The organism is Rhizobacter sp. P2_D12 (assembly GCF_056404395.1).
In genome coordinates, this window is record NZ_JBFUEB010000066.1 from 1 (window position 1) to 15418 (window position 15418).

A 15418-nucleotide genomic window follows, 5' to 3' on the forward strand; every position below is an offset into this window, starting at 1 on the left:
GCGCGAGGCGCTGCGCGACGCGCTGCAGCGCCGCCTGCAGCCGCTCGCGGCGCACCGGCTTGGTCAGGTAGTCGGTGGCGTCGAGCTCGAACGCCTGCAGCGCGTGTTCGGCGTGCGCGGTGACGAAGACGATGGCCGGCGCGTCGCTGCGCCGGCGCAGCTGGGCGGCCAGCTGGCGGCCGTCCGGGCCGGGCATGTGGATGTCGAGCAGCAGCAGGTCGCACGGGTTGGCGGCCAGCCAGTCGAGCGCCTGCTGCGCGCTGCCGGCCTCGGCCACCACCTCGGCGCGCGGCTCGGTGCAGTCGCCCACCAGGCCGCGCAGGCGCAGCCGGGCCAGCGGTTCGTCGTCGACCAGCAAGACGCGCAAGGGGGCCATCGCGCTCATCACAGCGGCACCACGATCTGGACACGGAACACGTCGTGGTCCATGCGGGCTTCGAACTGGGCCGCGACGTCGTGCATCAGTTTCAGCCGCTCGCGCACGTTGCGCAAGGCCATGCCGCTGCCGGGCCGCGACGCGCTGCGCGGCAGCGTGTTGGCGATGCTGACGACCGCGTGCGCCCGCTTCACGCGCGTGCGGATGCGGATCACGCCGCCTTCGGGCGACGGCTCGACGCCGTGGCGCACCGCGTTCTCGACCAGCGGCTGCAGCAGCAGCGGCGGCACGCGGGCGGCGCCGGCGTCTTCGTCGAGGTCCCAGCTGAGCTGCAGGCGGTCGCCGAAACGGATCTGCTCGATCGCCAGGTAGCGCTGGGCCAGCGCCACCTCTTCGGCCAGGCTCACCGATTCGTCGGTGGCGCTGAGGGCGACGCGGAACAGCTCGGCCAGGTCTTCCAGCAGGTGCTCGGTGCGCGCCGGGTCGAGCCGGGCCAGCGCGATGGCGGTGTTCAGCGTGTTGAACAGGAAATGCGGGCGGATGCGCGACTGCAGCTCGGCCAGGCGCGCCGCGGTGTCGGCCGGCAGCTGGGCGCGTGCGCGCAGCGTGAGCCAGAAGAAGAGCGCGGCGGCCAGCGCGGCACCGGCCAGCACCGCGGGCAGCAGCCGGCCGCTGCCCGTCAGGCGGATGTCGACGGTGCCGAGCAGGACCCAGCCGAAGGCGCCGCCGACCGCCCCGAGCGCGACCGCGGCGCACCACTGCCCGGCCAGCGGCAGCAGGGCGAGCAGCCGCTTGAGCAGGCAGATGGACACCAGCCACAGCAGCACCGCGGGCAGCGCGATGGTGGTGCCCTGGCCGAGCAGGTTCAGCCAGGCGGCCCAGCTGCTGGCCTGGAACGAGACGCCGATGGCGATGACGCCGTGCACGAAGGCAAGCGCGCGCAGCACCACGCCGACGTGGCAGACGTCGAAGGCCGAGACCGGGCTGCGCACGCCTTGCGGCAGCGGCACCGGGTCGAAGCTCGTGGAGCCGAAGATGCTGCTGCCGCGCAGCTCGCCGGGCCGGGTGGGCTCGGCCGACAGCGGGGCTGGCCGGCTGGGCGTGGGGGCGAAGGCGGAAGTAGGCGCGTCGGCGTCAGGCATGGGGGCGTGGCGGGCAAGGGGGCCGAATAGAATCCGGGGCATCCCCCGGTTCCTGCGTCCCACGGTGCATTGTCGCCAACTCGGACCGCCCGGCAACCCGGCCTACCAAGCGTTACACGACGCCCCGCGCACCCGCACCATGTCTGCCAATCAACTCGACAAGAAATCCGAAGCCTGGTCGGCGCTGTTCTCCGAGCCGATGAGCGAGCTGGTCAAGCGCTACACGGCCAGCGTCTTCTTCGACAAGCGGCTCTGGAAGGCCGACATCGCCGGCAGCCTGGCGCATGCCGAGATGCTGGCGGCGCAGGCCATCATCGGCGCCGCCGACCTGGCCGACATCCGCCGCGGCATGGCGCAGATCGCGCAGGAGATCGAATCCGGCGCGTTCGAGTGGAAGCTCGACCTGGAGGACGTGCACCTGAACATCGAGGCGCGGCTGACGCAGCTGGTGGGCGATGCCGGCAAGCGGCTGCACACCGGGCGCTCGCGCAACGACCAGGTGGCGACCGACGTGCGGCTGTGGCTGCGCGACGAGATCGACGGGCTGCTGCCGCTGCTGGCGGGGATGCAGCACGCGCTGGTCGAGGTGGCCGAGCGCCACGTCGAGACCATCCTGCCGGGCTTCACGCACATGCAGGTGGCGCAGCCGGTGAGTTTTGCGCACCACCTGCTGGCCTATGTGGAGATGTTCGCGCGCGATGCCGAGCGGCTGGCCGACGTGCGCAAGCGGGTGAACCTGCTGCCGCTGGGCGCGGCCGCGTTGGCCGGCACCAGCTATCCGCTGGACCGCGAGCGCGTCGCGAAGACGCTGGGTTTCGACGGCGTGTGCCAGAACAGCCTGGACGCGGTGAGCGACCGCGATTTCGCGATCGAGTTCGCATCGTTCGCGGGCATCACGATGATGCACGTGTCGCGGCTGGCCGAGGAGATCGTGCTGTGGATGAGCCAGAACTTCGGCTTCATCAACCTGGCCGACCGCTACTGCACCGGCTCGTCGATCATGCCGCAGAAGCGCAATCCGGACGTGGCCGAGCTGGCGCGCGGCAAGAGCGGGCGCGTGGTGGGGCACCTGATGGGGCTGCTGACGCTGATGAAGGGCCAGCCGCTGACCTACAACAAGGACAACCAGGAGGACAAGGAGCCCTTGTTCGACACGGTGGACACGGTGCGCGACACGCTGCGCATCATGGCCGAGATGGTGGCCGGCATCGTCGTGAAGCCCGAAGCGATGGAGCGCGCGGCGCTGAAGGGCTATGCGACGGCGACCGACCTGGCGGACTACCTGGTGAAGAAGGGGCTGCCGTTCCGCGATGCGCACGAGGTGGTGGCGCATGCGGTGAAGTTCGCTCTGAGCGAGCAGCGCGACCTGAGCGACCTGCCGCTGGACGTGCTGCAGGGCTTCCATGCGGCGATCGGCGAGGATGTGTACGAGGTGCTGACGCTGCGCGGGTCGCTGAATGCGCGCAACGTGCTGGGCGGCACCGCGCCGGACCAGGTGCGGGCGCAGTTGGCTCGCCACCGCAAGCGACTGGGGTGACGTAGCCCGGATGCCAATCCGGGGTTCGGCTTCGGCTTCGGCGCAAGCAAAGGCGCGGGAGGGCAGGCTGGGGCTCGCCGGATGGAGCGGTCATCGCCCCGGGGGGCGATGACTGCCCTGCGCTGCCTGCCTTCAAGGCCCGTCGCCGAAACTCCCGCCGCTCGCTTCGCTCGCTGTGGTCAAACAGTCGGCGACAGTCAGTTCACGATCGCGCTTCGCGCGGGGCCTTGAAGGCAGACAGCTCCGGCGCCCCACCCTGATTGGCGCGCCCCAGCCTGTCCTCCCGCGCCTTTGCCGAACCTGTGGTTTTGTGCGGAGATCCCGGATTGGCATCCGGGCTACCCAGTGTTCGTAGCCCGGATGCCAATCCGGGGTTCGTCGGTCAAATCAGAGCCCTGCGGCGAGAAAGATCAGCCCCGGCCGACAAATGGCATCTGCGTCGCCATCACCGTCATCGTGAGCACGTTGGCCTCGAGCGGCAGGCTCGCCATGTGCAACAGCGCATTCGCCACGTGCTGAACATCCATCCTCGGCTCCACCATCGTGCTGCCGTTGGCCTGCGGCACGCCGCGCGCCATGCGCTCGGTCATGTCGGTCGCGGCATTGCCGATGTCGATCTGGCCGACCGCGATGTTGAACGGCCGGCCGTCCAGCGAACTCGCCTTCGTCAGCCCGGTGATCGCATGCTTGGTCGCCGTGTACGGCGCCGAGAACGGCCGCGGCGCATGGGCCGAGATCGAACCGTTGTTGACGATGCGCCCGCCCTGCGGCGACTGCGCCTTCATCATCCGGAAGGCCTCCTGCGTGCACAGGAAGGCGCCGGTCAGGTTGACGTCGACCACCGCCTTCCATTGCTCGTACGTCAGGTCCTCGAGCGGCACCGCCGGCGTGCCCGACCCGGCGTTGTTGAACAGCAGGTCGAGGCGGCCGAAACGCTCGCGCGTCGCGGCGAACAAGGCCTTCACCGACCCCGGGTCGCCCACGTCGGTCGGCACGGCCAGCGCCTGCGCCACCAGGCCCCCCGCCTCGGCCAGCGTCTGCTGCAGCGGCTCGGCGCGGCGGCCGGCCAGCACCACGCCGTAGCCGGCGCGCAGCAGCGCCAGCGCACAGGCGCGGCCGATGCCGGTGCCGGCACCGGTGACGAGGGCGATCTTCGATGGGACGGTCATGGCGTGCTCCCGGGTTCGTCCGATGGCAGCTCGAAGCTGTCCGTGAACGTGAAGTACAAGGATCCGTAGAAGGCCGACGCGAACATCAACCACACCGGCAGCACGACCAGGTTGGCCAGCGCGGCCTGGCCGAGCAGCGCCAGCAGCAGGCCGATCACCGTCCAGACCACGAACACCGCACCGAACCACGTCAGCGTGTAGACCGCGAACGCGCCGCGGTTCTGCCAGCAGGCCACGCCGCTGAAGAACAGCGCCTTCGAGGCCTTCATGCCGCCCCAGTACACCAGCGCCGGCGCATGCCAGAAGACCAGGCTCAGCACCGAGAACAGCAGCATCGGGGTCAACAGGCCGAACTGCAGGGCCGGATCGGCCAGCTGCGCATTGACTGCATCGGGCGTCGCGTTGCCGCTGTACAGCAGCTGCTGCAGCGCCAGCATGCGCGTGCCGCCGATCGAATAGGCCAGCAGCAGGATCAGCAAGGCCACCACGCCGTAGGACGCACACAGCCACAGCAGCGCGCGGCGGCGCGGCGTCTCGGTGCGCAAGGGCAGCAGGAAGACCGTCGGCAGCGGGAACCGCCCCTGCATCGTCAGCTGCGTGGCGAGCATGAAGCCCAGCGACACCAGCGGGAACAGGCCGAGCGAGACCAGGCCGCCGAGCCACGGGACCAGCGCCAGCACGAACGAGAAGAACAGGAAGCAGGCGAGCAGGCCGGTGAAGGCCAGCGGCCGCACCGCGAAGGCGCCGAAACCCTGGCGCACCCACAGGGCGCCGCGGCGGGCGGGAACGTGTCGAAACTTCATCAGATCATCGCGGGGTGCCAGGCGTTCTCGACACGCTGGCGCAGCACGCGCTCGAAGTGGGTGGGGTCGTGGGCCGTCAGCACCGCGGCATCGCGCGGCAGGTGCAGGTCCCACAGGCGGGAGATCCAGAAACGCAGCGCGGCGGCGCGCAGCAACGCCGGCATCAGGCGGCGCTCGCTGGAGCCGAGCGGGCGCACCGCGTTGTAGGCCTCGACGAAGGCCAGCGCCCGGTCCTCGGCCAGCCGGCCGGTGTCCAGGTCGATGCACCAATCGTTCAGGCACACCGCGATGTCGAACAGCAGCGCGTCGACGCCGGCGAAATAGAAGTCGAAGAAGCCGGTCAGCGCATGCCCCTCGAACATCACGTTGTCGCGGAACAGGTCGGCGTGGATCGGGCCGCGCGGCAATGCCGCGTAAGCGGGCGAGGCGGCGACCTGCTGCTGGAAGGCCAGCTCGGCCTCGATCAGCGCGCGCTGCTCATCGGTCAGGAAGGGCAGCACCACCGGCACCGTCTCGGTCCACCACGCGAGGCCGCGCAGGTTGGGCTGCTCGCGCGGGTAGTCGGCACCGGCCAGGTGCATCTGCGCGAGCGCCGCACCGACGCTGCGGCAGTGCAGCTCGTCGGGCGCCAGCTGGTGGCTGCCGCGCAGGCGATCGACCACGGCCACCGGCTTGCCGGCCAGCTGGTGCAGGATCTCGCCGGATGCGTCGGCCTGCGGCTCGGGCACCGTGATGCCATGGCGCGCCAGGTGCTTCATCAGGTGCAGGTAGAACGGCAGCTGCTCGAAGCCGAGGCGCTCGAACACCGTCAGCACGTAGCGCCCCTGCGTGGTGTCGGCGAAGTAGTTGGTGTTCTCGATGCCGGAGGCGATGCCCTTCAGCGCGGTGAGTTCGCCGATCTGCAAACGGGCGACCAGCGCGGCGGCGTCGTCGAACGGGATCTCGGTGAAGACAGCCATCGGCCCGCTCAGAACGTCATGACCTGCCAGACGCGCTGGCCGGCGACGCCGCGCGAGCCGTTGGGCGCCTGCGGCACGCCCTTGGCGGCGTTGTCCGGCAGGATCTCGTAGCTGCCCTTCAGCGGGCCCTTGGTCTTGACGAGGATGCGCTTGGTCTCGCCGCGCACGCGCAGCTCTTCGATGCGCGAGCCTTCGTCTTCATGGACGATCTGGTCGACGTGCGGTTCGCCGGTGTCGAAGTTCTCGACCGGGGCGGGGATGGGCGCCGGCACCGGCAGCGGTTCGGCGTGCAGGGCCAGGGAGGCGGACGACAACAAGGCCAGGCAGGCCAGCGCGGGCAACAGCTTCATGGGGCGCATTGTAGGCAGGGGCTGGCGGCTGTCGCCGCCGCCCCGGCATCCCCCTGCCGCCGGCGCCTGCAGGTGCCGGGTTTCCGTGGGAACCAGCCACCCGCCGTTGTTGCGCCCGTCGGCGTACGTCACGGGCGCGGCCGTGCCGGATCAGTCGGGCCGCAGCCGCAGGAAGCTCGCAAACCGCGGCAAGCCGCTCTCGTGAAACCCGTTGAAGCGATAGGTCACGATCGCCCCGATCGGCGGCGGGTGGCGGCGGTCCTCGTCCTTCAGTCCGCTGCCCAGCCGGAAGCGCCGGCCGTCGGGCCGCTCGACCCACAGTGCGCCGATCTGGCCGCGGTACTTGCCGTCACCCGGCACATGGCCCACCACGCGCGCCTCGGCATCGTCGTGCGCCTTCAGCTTCAGCAGCGCATCGCTGCGCTCGCGCCGGTAGGCCGCATCGCCTCGGCGCAGCACCAGCCCCTCGCCGCCCGCGGCCAGCGTGCGCTGCAGCAGCACCTGCAGCCCGGCCTCGTCGGCCACGCGTTCCTGCGCGACGCCTTCGACCCACGGGCGGTCCAGCGCGGGCACCACCACCTGCAGCAGGCGCAGGCGCTGCTCGAACGTCCCTGGCGCGTCGGGCAGGTCGAACACCATGTAGCGCAGCCGCCGCCACGCGGCCTCGCCGCGCGCATCGCCGACAATGGCCGACGCGGCGGCACTGAAGCGGCCCCGGCCGGCCCACAGCTCGCCATCCATGGCGTGCCGAGGCCAGCCGGCGGTGAACCAGGCTGGCGCCTGGATCTCGCGGCCGTGCCGCGTCCACAGCCGCTCGCCGTCCCAGTAGGCACGCACACCGTCGTACTTCTCGCTGACCCAGTGCAGCCGGGGGTCGAAGCTGCCGGCCCGGTACGGCTGCGCCAGCATCACCGACGGCGGGCCCGCGGCCTCGGCTTGCGCACGCGGCAACCACGGCGTGCAGGCGTTCAACGAGATCACCAGCGCGGTGAATGCAAGAGGCGTCTTCATGTGTTGTTCTCCCAAGGGAAGCCGCCGGTATACGCGCGCATCGTGCAGACAATGTGCAGGCGGCGCCGCGGCGCGACGGCCGCCGCCTTCCGCCACAATCGCCGGATGGACGACACCTCCCCCGCCGAGCCCGGCACCCTGCTGCTGGTCGACGGCTCCAGCTACCTCTACCGCGCCTACCACGCGCTGCCCGACCTGCGCAGCGCCGAAGGCTTCCCGACTGGCGCGCTGCACGGCATGGTCGCGATGCTCAAGCGCGCGCTGATCGACGTGAAGGCCGAGCACGCGGCCTGCGTCTTCGATGCCAAGGGCAAGACCTTCCGCGACGACTGGTACCCCGAGTACAAGGCCCAGCGCGCGCCGATGCCCGAGCCGCTGGTGCAGCAGATCGAGCCGATCCACGAGGTGGTCAAGCTGCTCGGCTGGCCGGTGCTGATGGTGCCCGGCGTCGAGGCCGACGACGTGATCGGCACGCTGGCCCGCGTGGCGGCCGGACGCGGCCAGCGCGTCGTGATCTCCACCGGCGACAAGGACCTGGCGCAACTCGTCAACGAGCACGTCACGCTGATCAACACCATGAGCAGCGAGAAGCTCGACGTGGCCGGCGTGATGGCCAAGTTCGGCGTGCCGCCCGAGCGCATCGTCGACTACCTGACGCTGATGGGCGACACGGTCGACAACGTGCCGGGCGTCGAGAAGGTCGGCCCGAAGACCGCCGCGAAGTGGATCGCCGAGTACGGCTCGCTGCAGGGCGTGATGGACGCCGCCGCCGGCATCAAGGGCGTGGCCGGCGAGAACCTGCGCAAGGCGCTCGACTGGCTGCCCACCGGCCGCAAGCTGGTGACGGTGCGCGACGACTGCGACCTGGCCGAACACCTGGCCGGCTGGCCGTCGCTGGACCGGCTGGCGCTGCAGCCGGTCGACACCGCGGCACTGCTCGACTTCTACGGCCGCTACGGCTTCAAGAGCTGGAAGCGCGAGTTGGAATCGGCCGTGGCGCCCGCCCCGGCCGCCCCCACCAAGCCGGCCAAGGTCGCCAAGCCGGCCGACGGCTCGACGGCGGACATGTTCGGCGACAGCGCGCCCGAGGCCGAACCCGCGGCACCGCAGGAGCCCGCCTCGGAAGGCCGCTACGACACCATCACCAGCTTCGAAGCGCTGGACGCCTGGATCGCGCGCCTGAGGACCGCCCCGCTGGTCGCGCTGGACACCGAGACCGACTCGCTGGACCCGATGCGCGCCGAGCTGGTCGGCATCTCGTTCGCGGTGCAGCCCGGCGAGGCGGCCTACGTGCCGCTGCGCCACAGCTATGCCGGCGCGCCCGAGCAGTTGCCGGTGGCCGAGGTGCTGGCCCGGCTGCGGCTGTGGCTGGAGGACGCCGCGGCCCCCAAGCTGGGCCAGAACATCAAGTACGACATCCACGTGCTGCAGAACGCCGGCGTGATGGTGCGCGGCTACGTGCACGACACGCTGCTGCAGAGCTACGTGCTCGAGGCGCACAAGCCGCACAGCCTGGAGAGCCTGGCCGAGCGCCACCTGGGCCGGCGCGGGCTCAGCTACGAAGATCTGTGCGGCAAGGGCGCGCACCAGATCCCGTTCGCGCAGGTCGACGTCGAGCGGGCGTCGCGCTACTCGGGCGAGGACAGCGAGATGACGCTGCAGGTGCACCAGGCGCTGTGGCCGCAGGTGCAGGCCGACGCCGGGCTGCTGCGCGTGTACCGCGACATCGAGATGCCGACCGCCATCGTGCTGCAGCAGATCGAGCGCAACGGCGTGCTGATCGACGGCCCGGTGCTGTCGGCGCAGAGCCAGCAGCTGGGCGAGCGCATGCTGGCGCTCGAGAAAGAGGCGCACGAGCTGGCCGGCCAGCCGTTCAACATGGGCTCGCCGAAGCAGATCGGCGAGATCCTGTTCAACAAGCTGGGCCTGCCGGTGGTCAAGAAGACCGCGAGCGGCGCGCCCAGCACCGACGAAGAGGTGCTGGACAAGCTGGCTGAGGACTACCCGCTGCCGGCCAAGCTGCTGGAGCACCGCAGCCTGGCGAAGCTGAAGGGCACCTACACCGACAAGCTGCCGCTGATGGTGAACCCCGGCACGCACCGGGTGCACACCAACTATGCGCAGGCGGTGGCCGTGACGGGGCGGCTCGCGAGCACCGACCCGAACCTGCAGAACATCCCGATCCGCACGCCCGAAGGCCGGCGCGTGCGCGAGGCCTTCGTCGCGCCGCCCGGGCACGTGATCCTGAGCGCCGACTACTCGCAGATCGAGCTGCGCATCATGGCCGACATCAGCGGCGACGAGAGCCTGCTGAAGGCCTTCGCCGACGGCATGGACGTGCACCGCGCGACCGCGGCCGAGGTGTTCGGCATCGAGCCGGCGGCGGTCAGCAGCGAGCAGCGGCGCTACGCGAAGACGATCAACTTCGGCCTGATCTACGGCATGGGCGCGTTCGGGCTGGCGTCCAGCCTGGGCATCGAGCGCAGCGCGGCCACCAGCTACATCGAGCGCTACTTCGCGCGCTATCCGAGCGTGAAGCGCTACATGGACGAGACGCGCGCGTCGGCCAAGGACAAGGGCTACGTCGAGACGCTGTTCGGCCGGCGCATCTACCTGCCCGAGATCAACGGCGGCAACGGCCCGCGGCGCAGCGGCGCCGAGCGGCAGGCCATCAACGCGCCGATGCAGGGCACGGCAGCCGACCTGATCAAGCTGGCGATGATCGCGGTGCAGAAGGCGCTGCTCGGGCAGCAGCGGGCGACGAAGATGGTGATGCAGGTGCACGACGAGCTGGTGCTCGAGGTGCCCGAGGCCGAGCTGGACTGGGCCAAGGCGGAAGTGCCGAAGCTGATGGCGGGGGTGGCGCAGCTCAAGGTGCCGCTGGTGGCCGAGGTCGGCATCGGGCGGAACTGGGACCAGGCGCATTGAGGCTCGAACAAGATGATCCCCATTCTGATTTGCGCGTACAAGCCGCGCTACCTCGAACTCGTGCTGAAGTGGCTGCGCTCCATCGATGCTGCTCGGGACTACAGGATCTTTGCGTGGGACAACGGCGGCGCAGGACCGATCCTCAGGCAGGCGGGCCTCGAATGGCATTGCGTGCGCGACGAGGCCACGCAGGAGCCGGTCAACGTCGGCAAGGCGCTGGCGATGCGCCACCTCTTCGACATCGTCAACGAGGCCATGCCGGACACCGATTGCTACGTCTGCATGGACGATGACATCATCGTCGACCGCGCTCATCTCGCCGCGCTCGTCGCGGCGGCGCGGCGCCCGGGCATGGGGATGATCGCGCCACGCTTCCATCCCTTCAATTCGGTCGTCCCGGAGGGCGGGACGGTGACGCATTTCGACCCCTGTCCGCGCTGCCCCGGGCCCGGGTTCACGGCGTTCGGGCAGGCTTGTGCGGCCTGTGGCGGGACGGGGAAAGACCCCAAGGGCCTGCGCCTGCGGACCTACCCGGTGGAGGACCGCACCGTGCGCAAGAAGGGGAAGGTGGCCGGCGGCCTGTTTGCGCTGTCGAAAGCTGCCGTCCAGAAGCTGCCGTGGACACCCCACCCCTACCCGATCCTGGTGGGCGCGGACCAGAAGCCGGCCGTCTACTGGACCGAGGACGCGACACTGGACCACGGCTTGACGGTTGCCGGCCTGATGAACGGGTACCTGGAAGGCGACGAACATGTCCCGGTGATCCATCTGCCGGAACTGGATCCGGCCTACATGCGGTGGAAGCTGGAGGCACGGGATCGACCCATGACGTCGAGGTTCGTCCCGGATGCCCATCCGGACACGGCCAGCAGGCCTTCCCCTGAATTGAGGACGACGCAGCGGTAGGTGCGGCGCACAGTCACGGGCATCAAGGACCACTTCGATGCACCCGGGAGGCGTCGATGAAAACCGCCCTGCCTCTACCTGTATCCGACACGCTGCTGCGCCATCGCGAAGACCGGCGACCCGTCGCCTTCCTGCTGGGCTTCGTGCTGTACCAGTTCCTGGTGTTCGCACTGGCGCCCACGGTCGGGATCGCCCTCTTGCTCGTCGCCATGCCGCATGCGTTGCTGCACGTGGCGCTGATGAACGTCCTGCACTTCTCGACGCACAACCCGCTGTTTCGCGGCCGGCGCATCGAGTTTGCCTTCTGCGTGATCGGCTCATTGGCGCTCGGGTTCACGCGCCAGTGCTTTCGCTTCGACCACCTGGCCCACCACCGTCACTACCTGGATCCGGCCTTGGACACCAACGTGCAGGTCGAGACCGGCCCGCTGCGCCGGCAACGCTATGCGCTGAATCACCTGCTGTCGGTCTATCCGCGCACCTGGCGCATGGCGCGACAGGCCGGCGGGCGCGAATGGTTCGAGTACCGCGCCGAAATGGCGGCCGTGCTGGCGATCGTGATGGTGCTGGCGCTGGCCCGGCCCAGCGTCGCACTGGCGGTGTTCGTCGTGCCGATGGCCTACAACATCTTCGCGGTGTACTACTGGAGCCACCACCAGCACGCCGGCCTGCATTCCACCGATCCGCTGACCGCATCGCGCACCTACGAGAACCGCTGGTTCAACTGGATCTCGTTCAACGTGGGCTACCACGCGGCGCACCACTACCGTCCGGGGCTGCACTGGTCGAAGCTGCCGGCGCTGCATGCCTCGCTGCGCGGGCGCATTCCCGACGAGCTGGTGCTGCCGTCGATTCCCTGGTTTGCTTCCGAGTACCGGCGTTCCCGGATCGGCATCCGGGCTACGAAACGCTCGTAGCCCGGATGCCGAGGGATCAGCCGAGTTCCGGCAGGCCCGTCAGGTAGCCGACCGCCGCACCGAAGCGGTCCTTGTAGTTCGCGCGCACCAGCGGGTCCAGCGCGGCCTTCACGCCTTCATGGATGCCCAGCCATTCACCGGCATGCTGGAAGTTGCTCATGATGTACGTCCAGCCGTTGATGTCGTCGACCGCATGCAGCCCGGTCGATTCGCCACCCGAGGGCACCGACAACAGGCGCGACAGCTTCTTCGTGTCGACGTTGTAGGCCCACAGGAAGTTGTTGACGTGCGTGGCGCTGTCCTCGCCGATGAACAGCGTGCGCATCTTCTCGGAGAACTTGATGTTGTCCGGATTGCCGATCTTGTCGGGGTTGGACAGGTTGCCCAGGCCGTCGGCCGCGATGTCCTCGCCGACCAGCAGCGCCTTGGTCTGCACCGGCACCCATTCGCTGTCGATCGCGGCGCCGTCGGTGTCCTTCTGGGCGCCGGCCAGCGTGTGGGCCATGATGCCGCCGGCCACCAGCTTCTTGTCCAGGCTCACGTTCATCTCGGCGCGCCACGACGCATCGTTCTTCACCATCGACGCCTGCATGTTCTGCAGTGCCGAGTAGGCGATCTTGTCCTTGGCGTTGACGGTCGTGCCTTCCATCTTCGTGAAGGCCATGCTCGCGCCCTTCAGGTTGGCATAGCGGTGCGTCTCCAGGAAAGCTGCGGCCTTCTCCATTCCCGGCACCAGCTTGACCCAGTTGGCCTTGCCGTCGCAGAAGATCTTGGTGTAGCTCGTGTCGGCCGGGTCGGTCTTGCTGACGGCGATGATGTCGCTCGCCTTCAGCGTGTTCGCGAGCAGCTCGATCTCGGCACTGGTGGCGTGGCCGAGCTTGATCCAGGTCAGCGGCGCGCCGGCGGCGGCCGGGTCGATCGAGAAGCCGGCGCCGACCTTGGCGACATACAGCGTGCCGGCCGACAGGTCCTTCGCCTTGTCGGCGACGAACATGAAGAAGCCGCCGTTGGTGTAGTCGTCACCCATCAGCGCGGTGCGCTGGTCGGGCATCACCTGGATCAGCTCGTGCGAGATGCGGCCCAGGCAGTAGTGCTTCTTGATGGTGCCGGTGCCGTCCGGGTTCACGGTCACTTCCGGCAGGTGGCCGTAGTGGTAGGGCTTGGCCGTCGTCTCGTCGCCGAAGGTGTTCTTGCTGTAGGCCTTGAACTGCGTGTTGGTGTCGATGAAGGCCGCGTCCGGCTCGTACTCTTCGCTCGACAGGTGGGTGCCCCACGGCGAGATGCTCGCGCCGCAGGTGATCCACAGGCCGTGCGCCGACGAGGTGTCGACGTTGTGGTATTTCACCAGGCTCAGCTTGCCGGTGGCCTGGTCCTGGTCCAGCGTCAGCACGGCGATCGGCGACGGCAGCGTGCCGTAGGTGTCGGCCAGCGCCTGGTTGCGCGTCATGTACTCGAACTGCACGACGGCGAACACGGCCTTGCCCTTGATGCCGGCGACGGTGGGGTTGGCCACCGTCAGCAGCGAGCTGCCGTCCGGCGCGTCGGAGAAGAACTGGCGTTCCTTGCCGGCCACCGAGGTGTCGATGATCGGCTGCCCGGCCGCGTTCACGTAGCCACCGGCGAGGATGGTGCCGCCCTTGCCGTCCGGCACCATGTCGCCGGTCATGAAGAAGGGCTCGTACTTGAGCGCGAAGGTCTGGGTGCTGCCATCGCTGTACTTGGCGACCAGCTTGGAGCCGACGCTCGTCGTCGCCATCGCAGCGGCTTCGGCCAGCTTCGGGGCTTCCATCGCGGTGAACTCGACCGAGGTCACGGTGGCGGCCGGCGCCGGTGCCGGGTCGTCATCGCTGCCGCCACAGGCGCTCAGCAGGCCGGCGAAGGCGGCGGAACTCGTCATCGGCAGCAGCGGGGCTCCGGACAACAGCTTGAGGAGACGGCGGCGCGCGTCGACGGTTTGGTGGCTCATCTGGCTTCCTTGAGAGTGGAAAGAAGGTCACGTCACCGCGCATGGCGGAGCGTGACCGGATGTGTCTTTGGCGTGCGGCAGGTTAAGCAGGGCCCATGAAGCCGCGGTGACACCGAGATGACTGTTCGATGACGGCTCGAAACACCTTGCCGGGGGGCCCGGTCGGGGTGTGGCGCGCTTGCGTTCATACTGTCGCCCGACCCACCCAACACGGAGCAGCCCCTGCATGAGCAAGATCCACTTCATCGGCGGTGAAAAAGGCGGTGTCGGCAAATCGCTGATGGCCCGCGTGCTGGCGCAGTACCTGATCGACCGCCAGATGCCGTTCCTGGGGTTCGACACCGACCGTTCGCACGGTGCGCTGATGCGCTTCTATGCCGGCTATGCCTCACCGGTGCTGGTGGACCGCTACGAGGCGCTGGACGCGATCGTCGAGGCGGCCGTCGACCAGCCCGACCGCCGCGTGCTGGTCGACCTGGCGGCGCAGACGCACGACCCGCTGGTGCGCTGGATGGACGAATCGGGCGTGCTGAACCTGCTGGACGAGACGAACTCGCAGGTCTATTACTGGCACGTGATGGACGCCGGCAAGGACTCGGTGGACCTGCTGAAGAAGCTGCTCGACCGCTTCGGCCCGAGCTTCAAGTACGTGCTGGTGCGCAACCACATCCGCGGCAGCGACTTCTCGGTGCTGGAGCAATCGGGCGAGCAGGCGCGCGCGCTGTCCTTCGGCGCCAAGGTGGTCACGATGCGCAAGCTGCACGACACGGTGATCCAGAAGATCGATGCGGCGAGCATCAGCTTCTGGAATGCGCGCGAAGGCGATGGCGACACCACCCTGGGCCTGATGGACCGTCAGCGCCTGAAGATGTGGCTGCGCGACATGTACCGCGAAGTGGACGACGTCGAAGTGTGAAACGGCCCCCGAGGGGCGCCACGCCAGGGGCCCGGCGGAGCCAGTTCCCCGGCGCGTTGCTTGATCGGTCGCGCGCTGCGCTTGCTCTGACGCCTTGTGGTGCGGTCCCGGATTGGCATCCGGGCTACGAATACGGGGTAGCCCGGATGCCAATCCGGGGTGCATGCACAGAACCGCTGGTTCGGCAAAGGCGCGGGCGGGCAGGCTGGGGCGCGCCAATCAGGATGGGGCGCCGGAGCTGGCTGCTTTGAGGGCCCGCGCGCGCCAGCGCGCTTCGTGGACTGACTGTCGCCGACTGTTTGACCACAGCGAGCGCAGCGAGCGGCGGGAGTTTCGGCGACGGGCCTTCAAAGCAGGCAGCGCAGGGCAGTCGACGCGCCCCCAGGCGCGGCGACCGCTCCATCCGGCGCGCCCCAGCCTGCCCGCCCGCGACTTTGC

At 69.3% G+C, this 15418-nt stretch carries 13 protein-coding genes; 5 read left to right on the forward strand and 8 right to left on the reverse strand.

What is annotated here, in order from left to right:
• Both AC1DYN_RS20820 and AC1DYN_RS20825 read right to left on the reverse strand, forming a co-directional pair.
• Positions 1-376: LytR/AlgR family response regulator transcription factor (locus AC1DYN_RS20820; protein WP_477963043.1), on the reverse strand; the 376-nt coding region annotated here is incomplete at its 3' end.
• Positions 377-384: 8 nt separating this feature from the next.
• Positions 385-1518 (reverse strand): sensor histidine kinase, encoded by a 1134-nt coding sequence (locus AC1DYN_RS20825; RefSeq protein WP_477963014.1) that lies wholly within the window; start codon positions 1516-1518, stop codon positions 385-387.
• A 139-nt stretch (positions 1519-1657) separates the two neighbouring features.
• On the opposite strand from AC1DYN_RS20825, the gene argH reads away from it, so the two are divergent.
• Positions 1658-3055 carry an argininosuccinate lyase gene (gene argH, locus AC1DYN_RS20830; RefSeq protein ID WP_477963015.1) on the forward strand — a complete coding sequence of 466 codons (1398 nt, stop codon included), beginning with the start codon at positions 1658-1660 and terminating at the stop codon, positions 3053-3055.
• 410 nt (positions 3056-3465) lie between these two features.
• Here argH and AC1DYN_RS20835 read toward each other — a convergent pair whose 3' ends face one another.
• The 5 genes from AC1DYN_RS20835 to AC1DYN_RS20855 all read right to left on the reverse strand — a co-directional run bounded on the left by AC1DYN_RS20835 (position 3466) and on the right by AC1DYN_RS20855 (position 7347).
• A complete protein-coding gene (locus tag AC1DYN_RS20835) occupies positions 3466-4224 on the reverse strand; it encodes an SDR family oxidoreductase (RefSeq protein ID WP_477963016.1) in 759 nt (252 codons plus the stop codon).
• Positions 4221-5027, reverse strand: coding sequence for a BPSS1780 family membrane protein (locus AC1DYN_RS20840; protein WP_477963017.1), 807 nt, complete (start codon positions 5025-5027; stop codon positions 4221-4223). Before AC1DYN_RS20840 ends, AC1DYN_RS20835 begins: the two co-directional genes overlap by 4 nt.
• A complete protein-coding gene (locus AC1DYN_RS20845; RefSeq protein WP_477963018.1) occupies positions 5027-5986 on the reverse strand; it encodes a homoserine kinase in 960 nt (319 codons plus the stop codon). The genes AC1DYN_RS20840 and AC1DYN_RS20845 overlap by 1 nt, the downstream gene beginning before the upstream one ends.
• Before the next feature lie 8 nt (positions 5987-5994).
• Complete coding sequence (locus AC1DYN_RS20850) at positions 5995-6336, reverse strand: hypothetical protein (protein WP_477963019.1); 342 nt, start codon at positions 6334-6336, stop codon at positions 5995-5997.
• A gap of 150 nt (positions 6337-6486) precedes the next feature.
• The gene (locus AC1DYN_RS20855) at positions 6487-7347 is read right to left on the reverse strand and encodes a DNA ligase (protein ID WP_477963020.1); all 861 of its coding nucleotides are present in this window, start codon (positions 7345-7347) and stop codon (positions 6487-6489) included.
• 105 nt (positions 7348-7452) lie between these two features.
• On the opposite strand from AC1DYN_RS20855, the gene polA reads away from it, so the two are divergent.
• Genes polA through AC1DYN_RS20870 form a run of 3 tightly spaced genes read left to right on the forward strand, consistent with a single transcriptional unit; the run spans position 7453 to position 12098 of the window.
• Positions 7453-10275 (forward strand): DNA polymerase I, encoded by a 2823-nt coding sequence (gene polA, locus AC1DYN_RS20860; RefSeq protein ID WP_477963021.1) that lies wholly within the window; start codon positions 7453-7455, stop codon positions 10273-10275.
• A 12-nt stretch (positions 10276-10287) separates the two neighbouring features.
• Positions 10288-11181 (forward strand): glycosyltransferase family 2 protein, encoded by an 894-nt coding sequence (locus AC1DYN_RS20865; protein WP_477963022.1) that lies wholly within the window; start codon positions 10288-10290, stop codon positions 11179-11181.
• 56 nt (positions 11182-11237) lie between these two features.
• Positions 11238-12098: a fatty acid desaturase family protein gene (locus tag AC1DYN_RS20870; protein WP_477963023.1), complete on the forward strand. Its 861-nt coding sequence runs from the start codon at positions 11238-11240 to the stop codon at positions 12096-12098.
• 16 nt (positions 12099-12114) lie between these two features.
• Here the strand turns inward: AC1DYN_RS20870 and AC1DYN_RS20875 are convergent, their stop codons facing one another.
• Entirely contained in the window at positions 12115-14064 is a 1950-nt protein-coding gene (locus AC1DYN_RS20875; RefSeq protein ID WP_477963024.1) for a PhoX family protein, read from the reverse strand.
• 226 nt (positions 14065-14290) lie between these two features.
• Here AC1DYN_RS20875 and AC1DYN_RS20880 point away from each other — a divergent pair, with 226 nt between their 5' ends.
• Positions 14291-14980: a P-loop NTPase family protein gene (locus tag AC1DYN_RS20880; protein ID WP_477963025.1), complete on the forward strand. Its 690-nt coding sequence runs from the start codon at positions 14291-14293 to the stop codon at positions 14978-14980.
• The last annotated feature ends 438 nt before the right edge of the window (positions 14981-15418 follow it).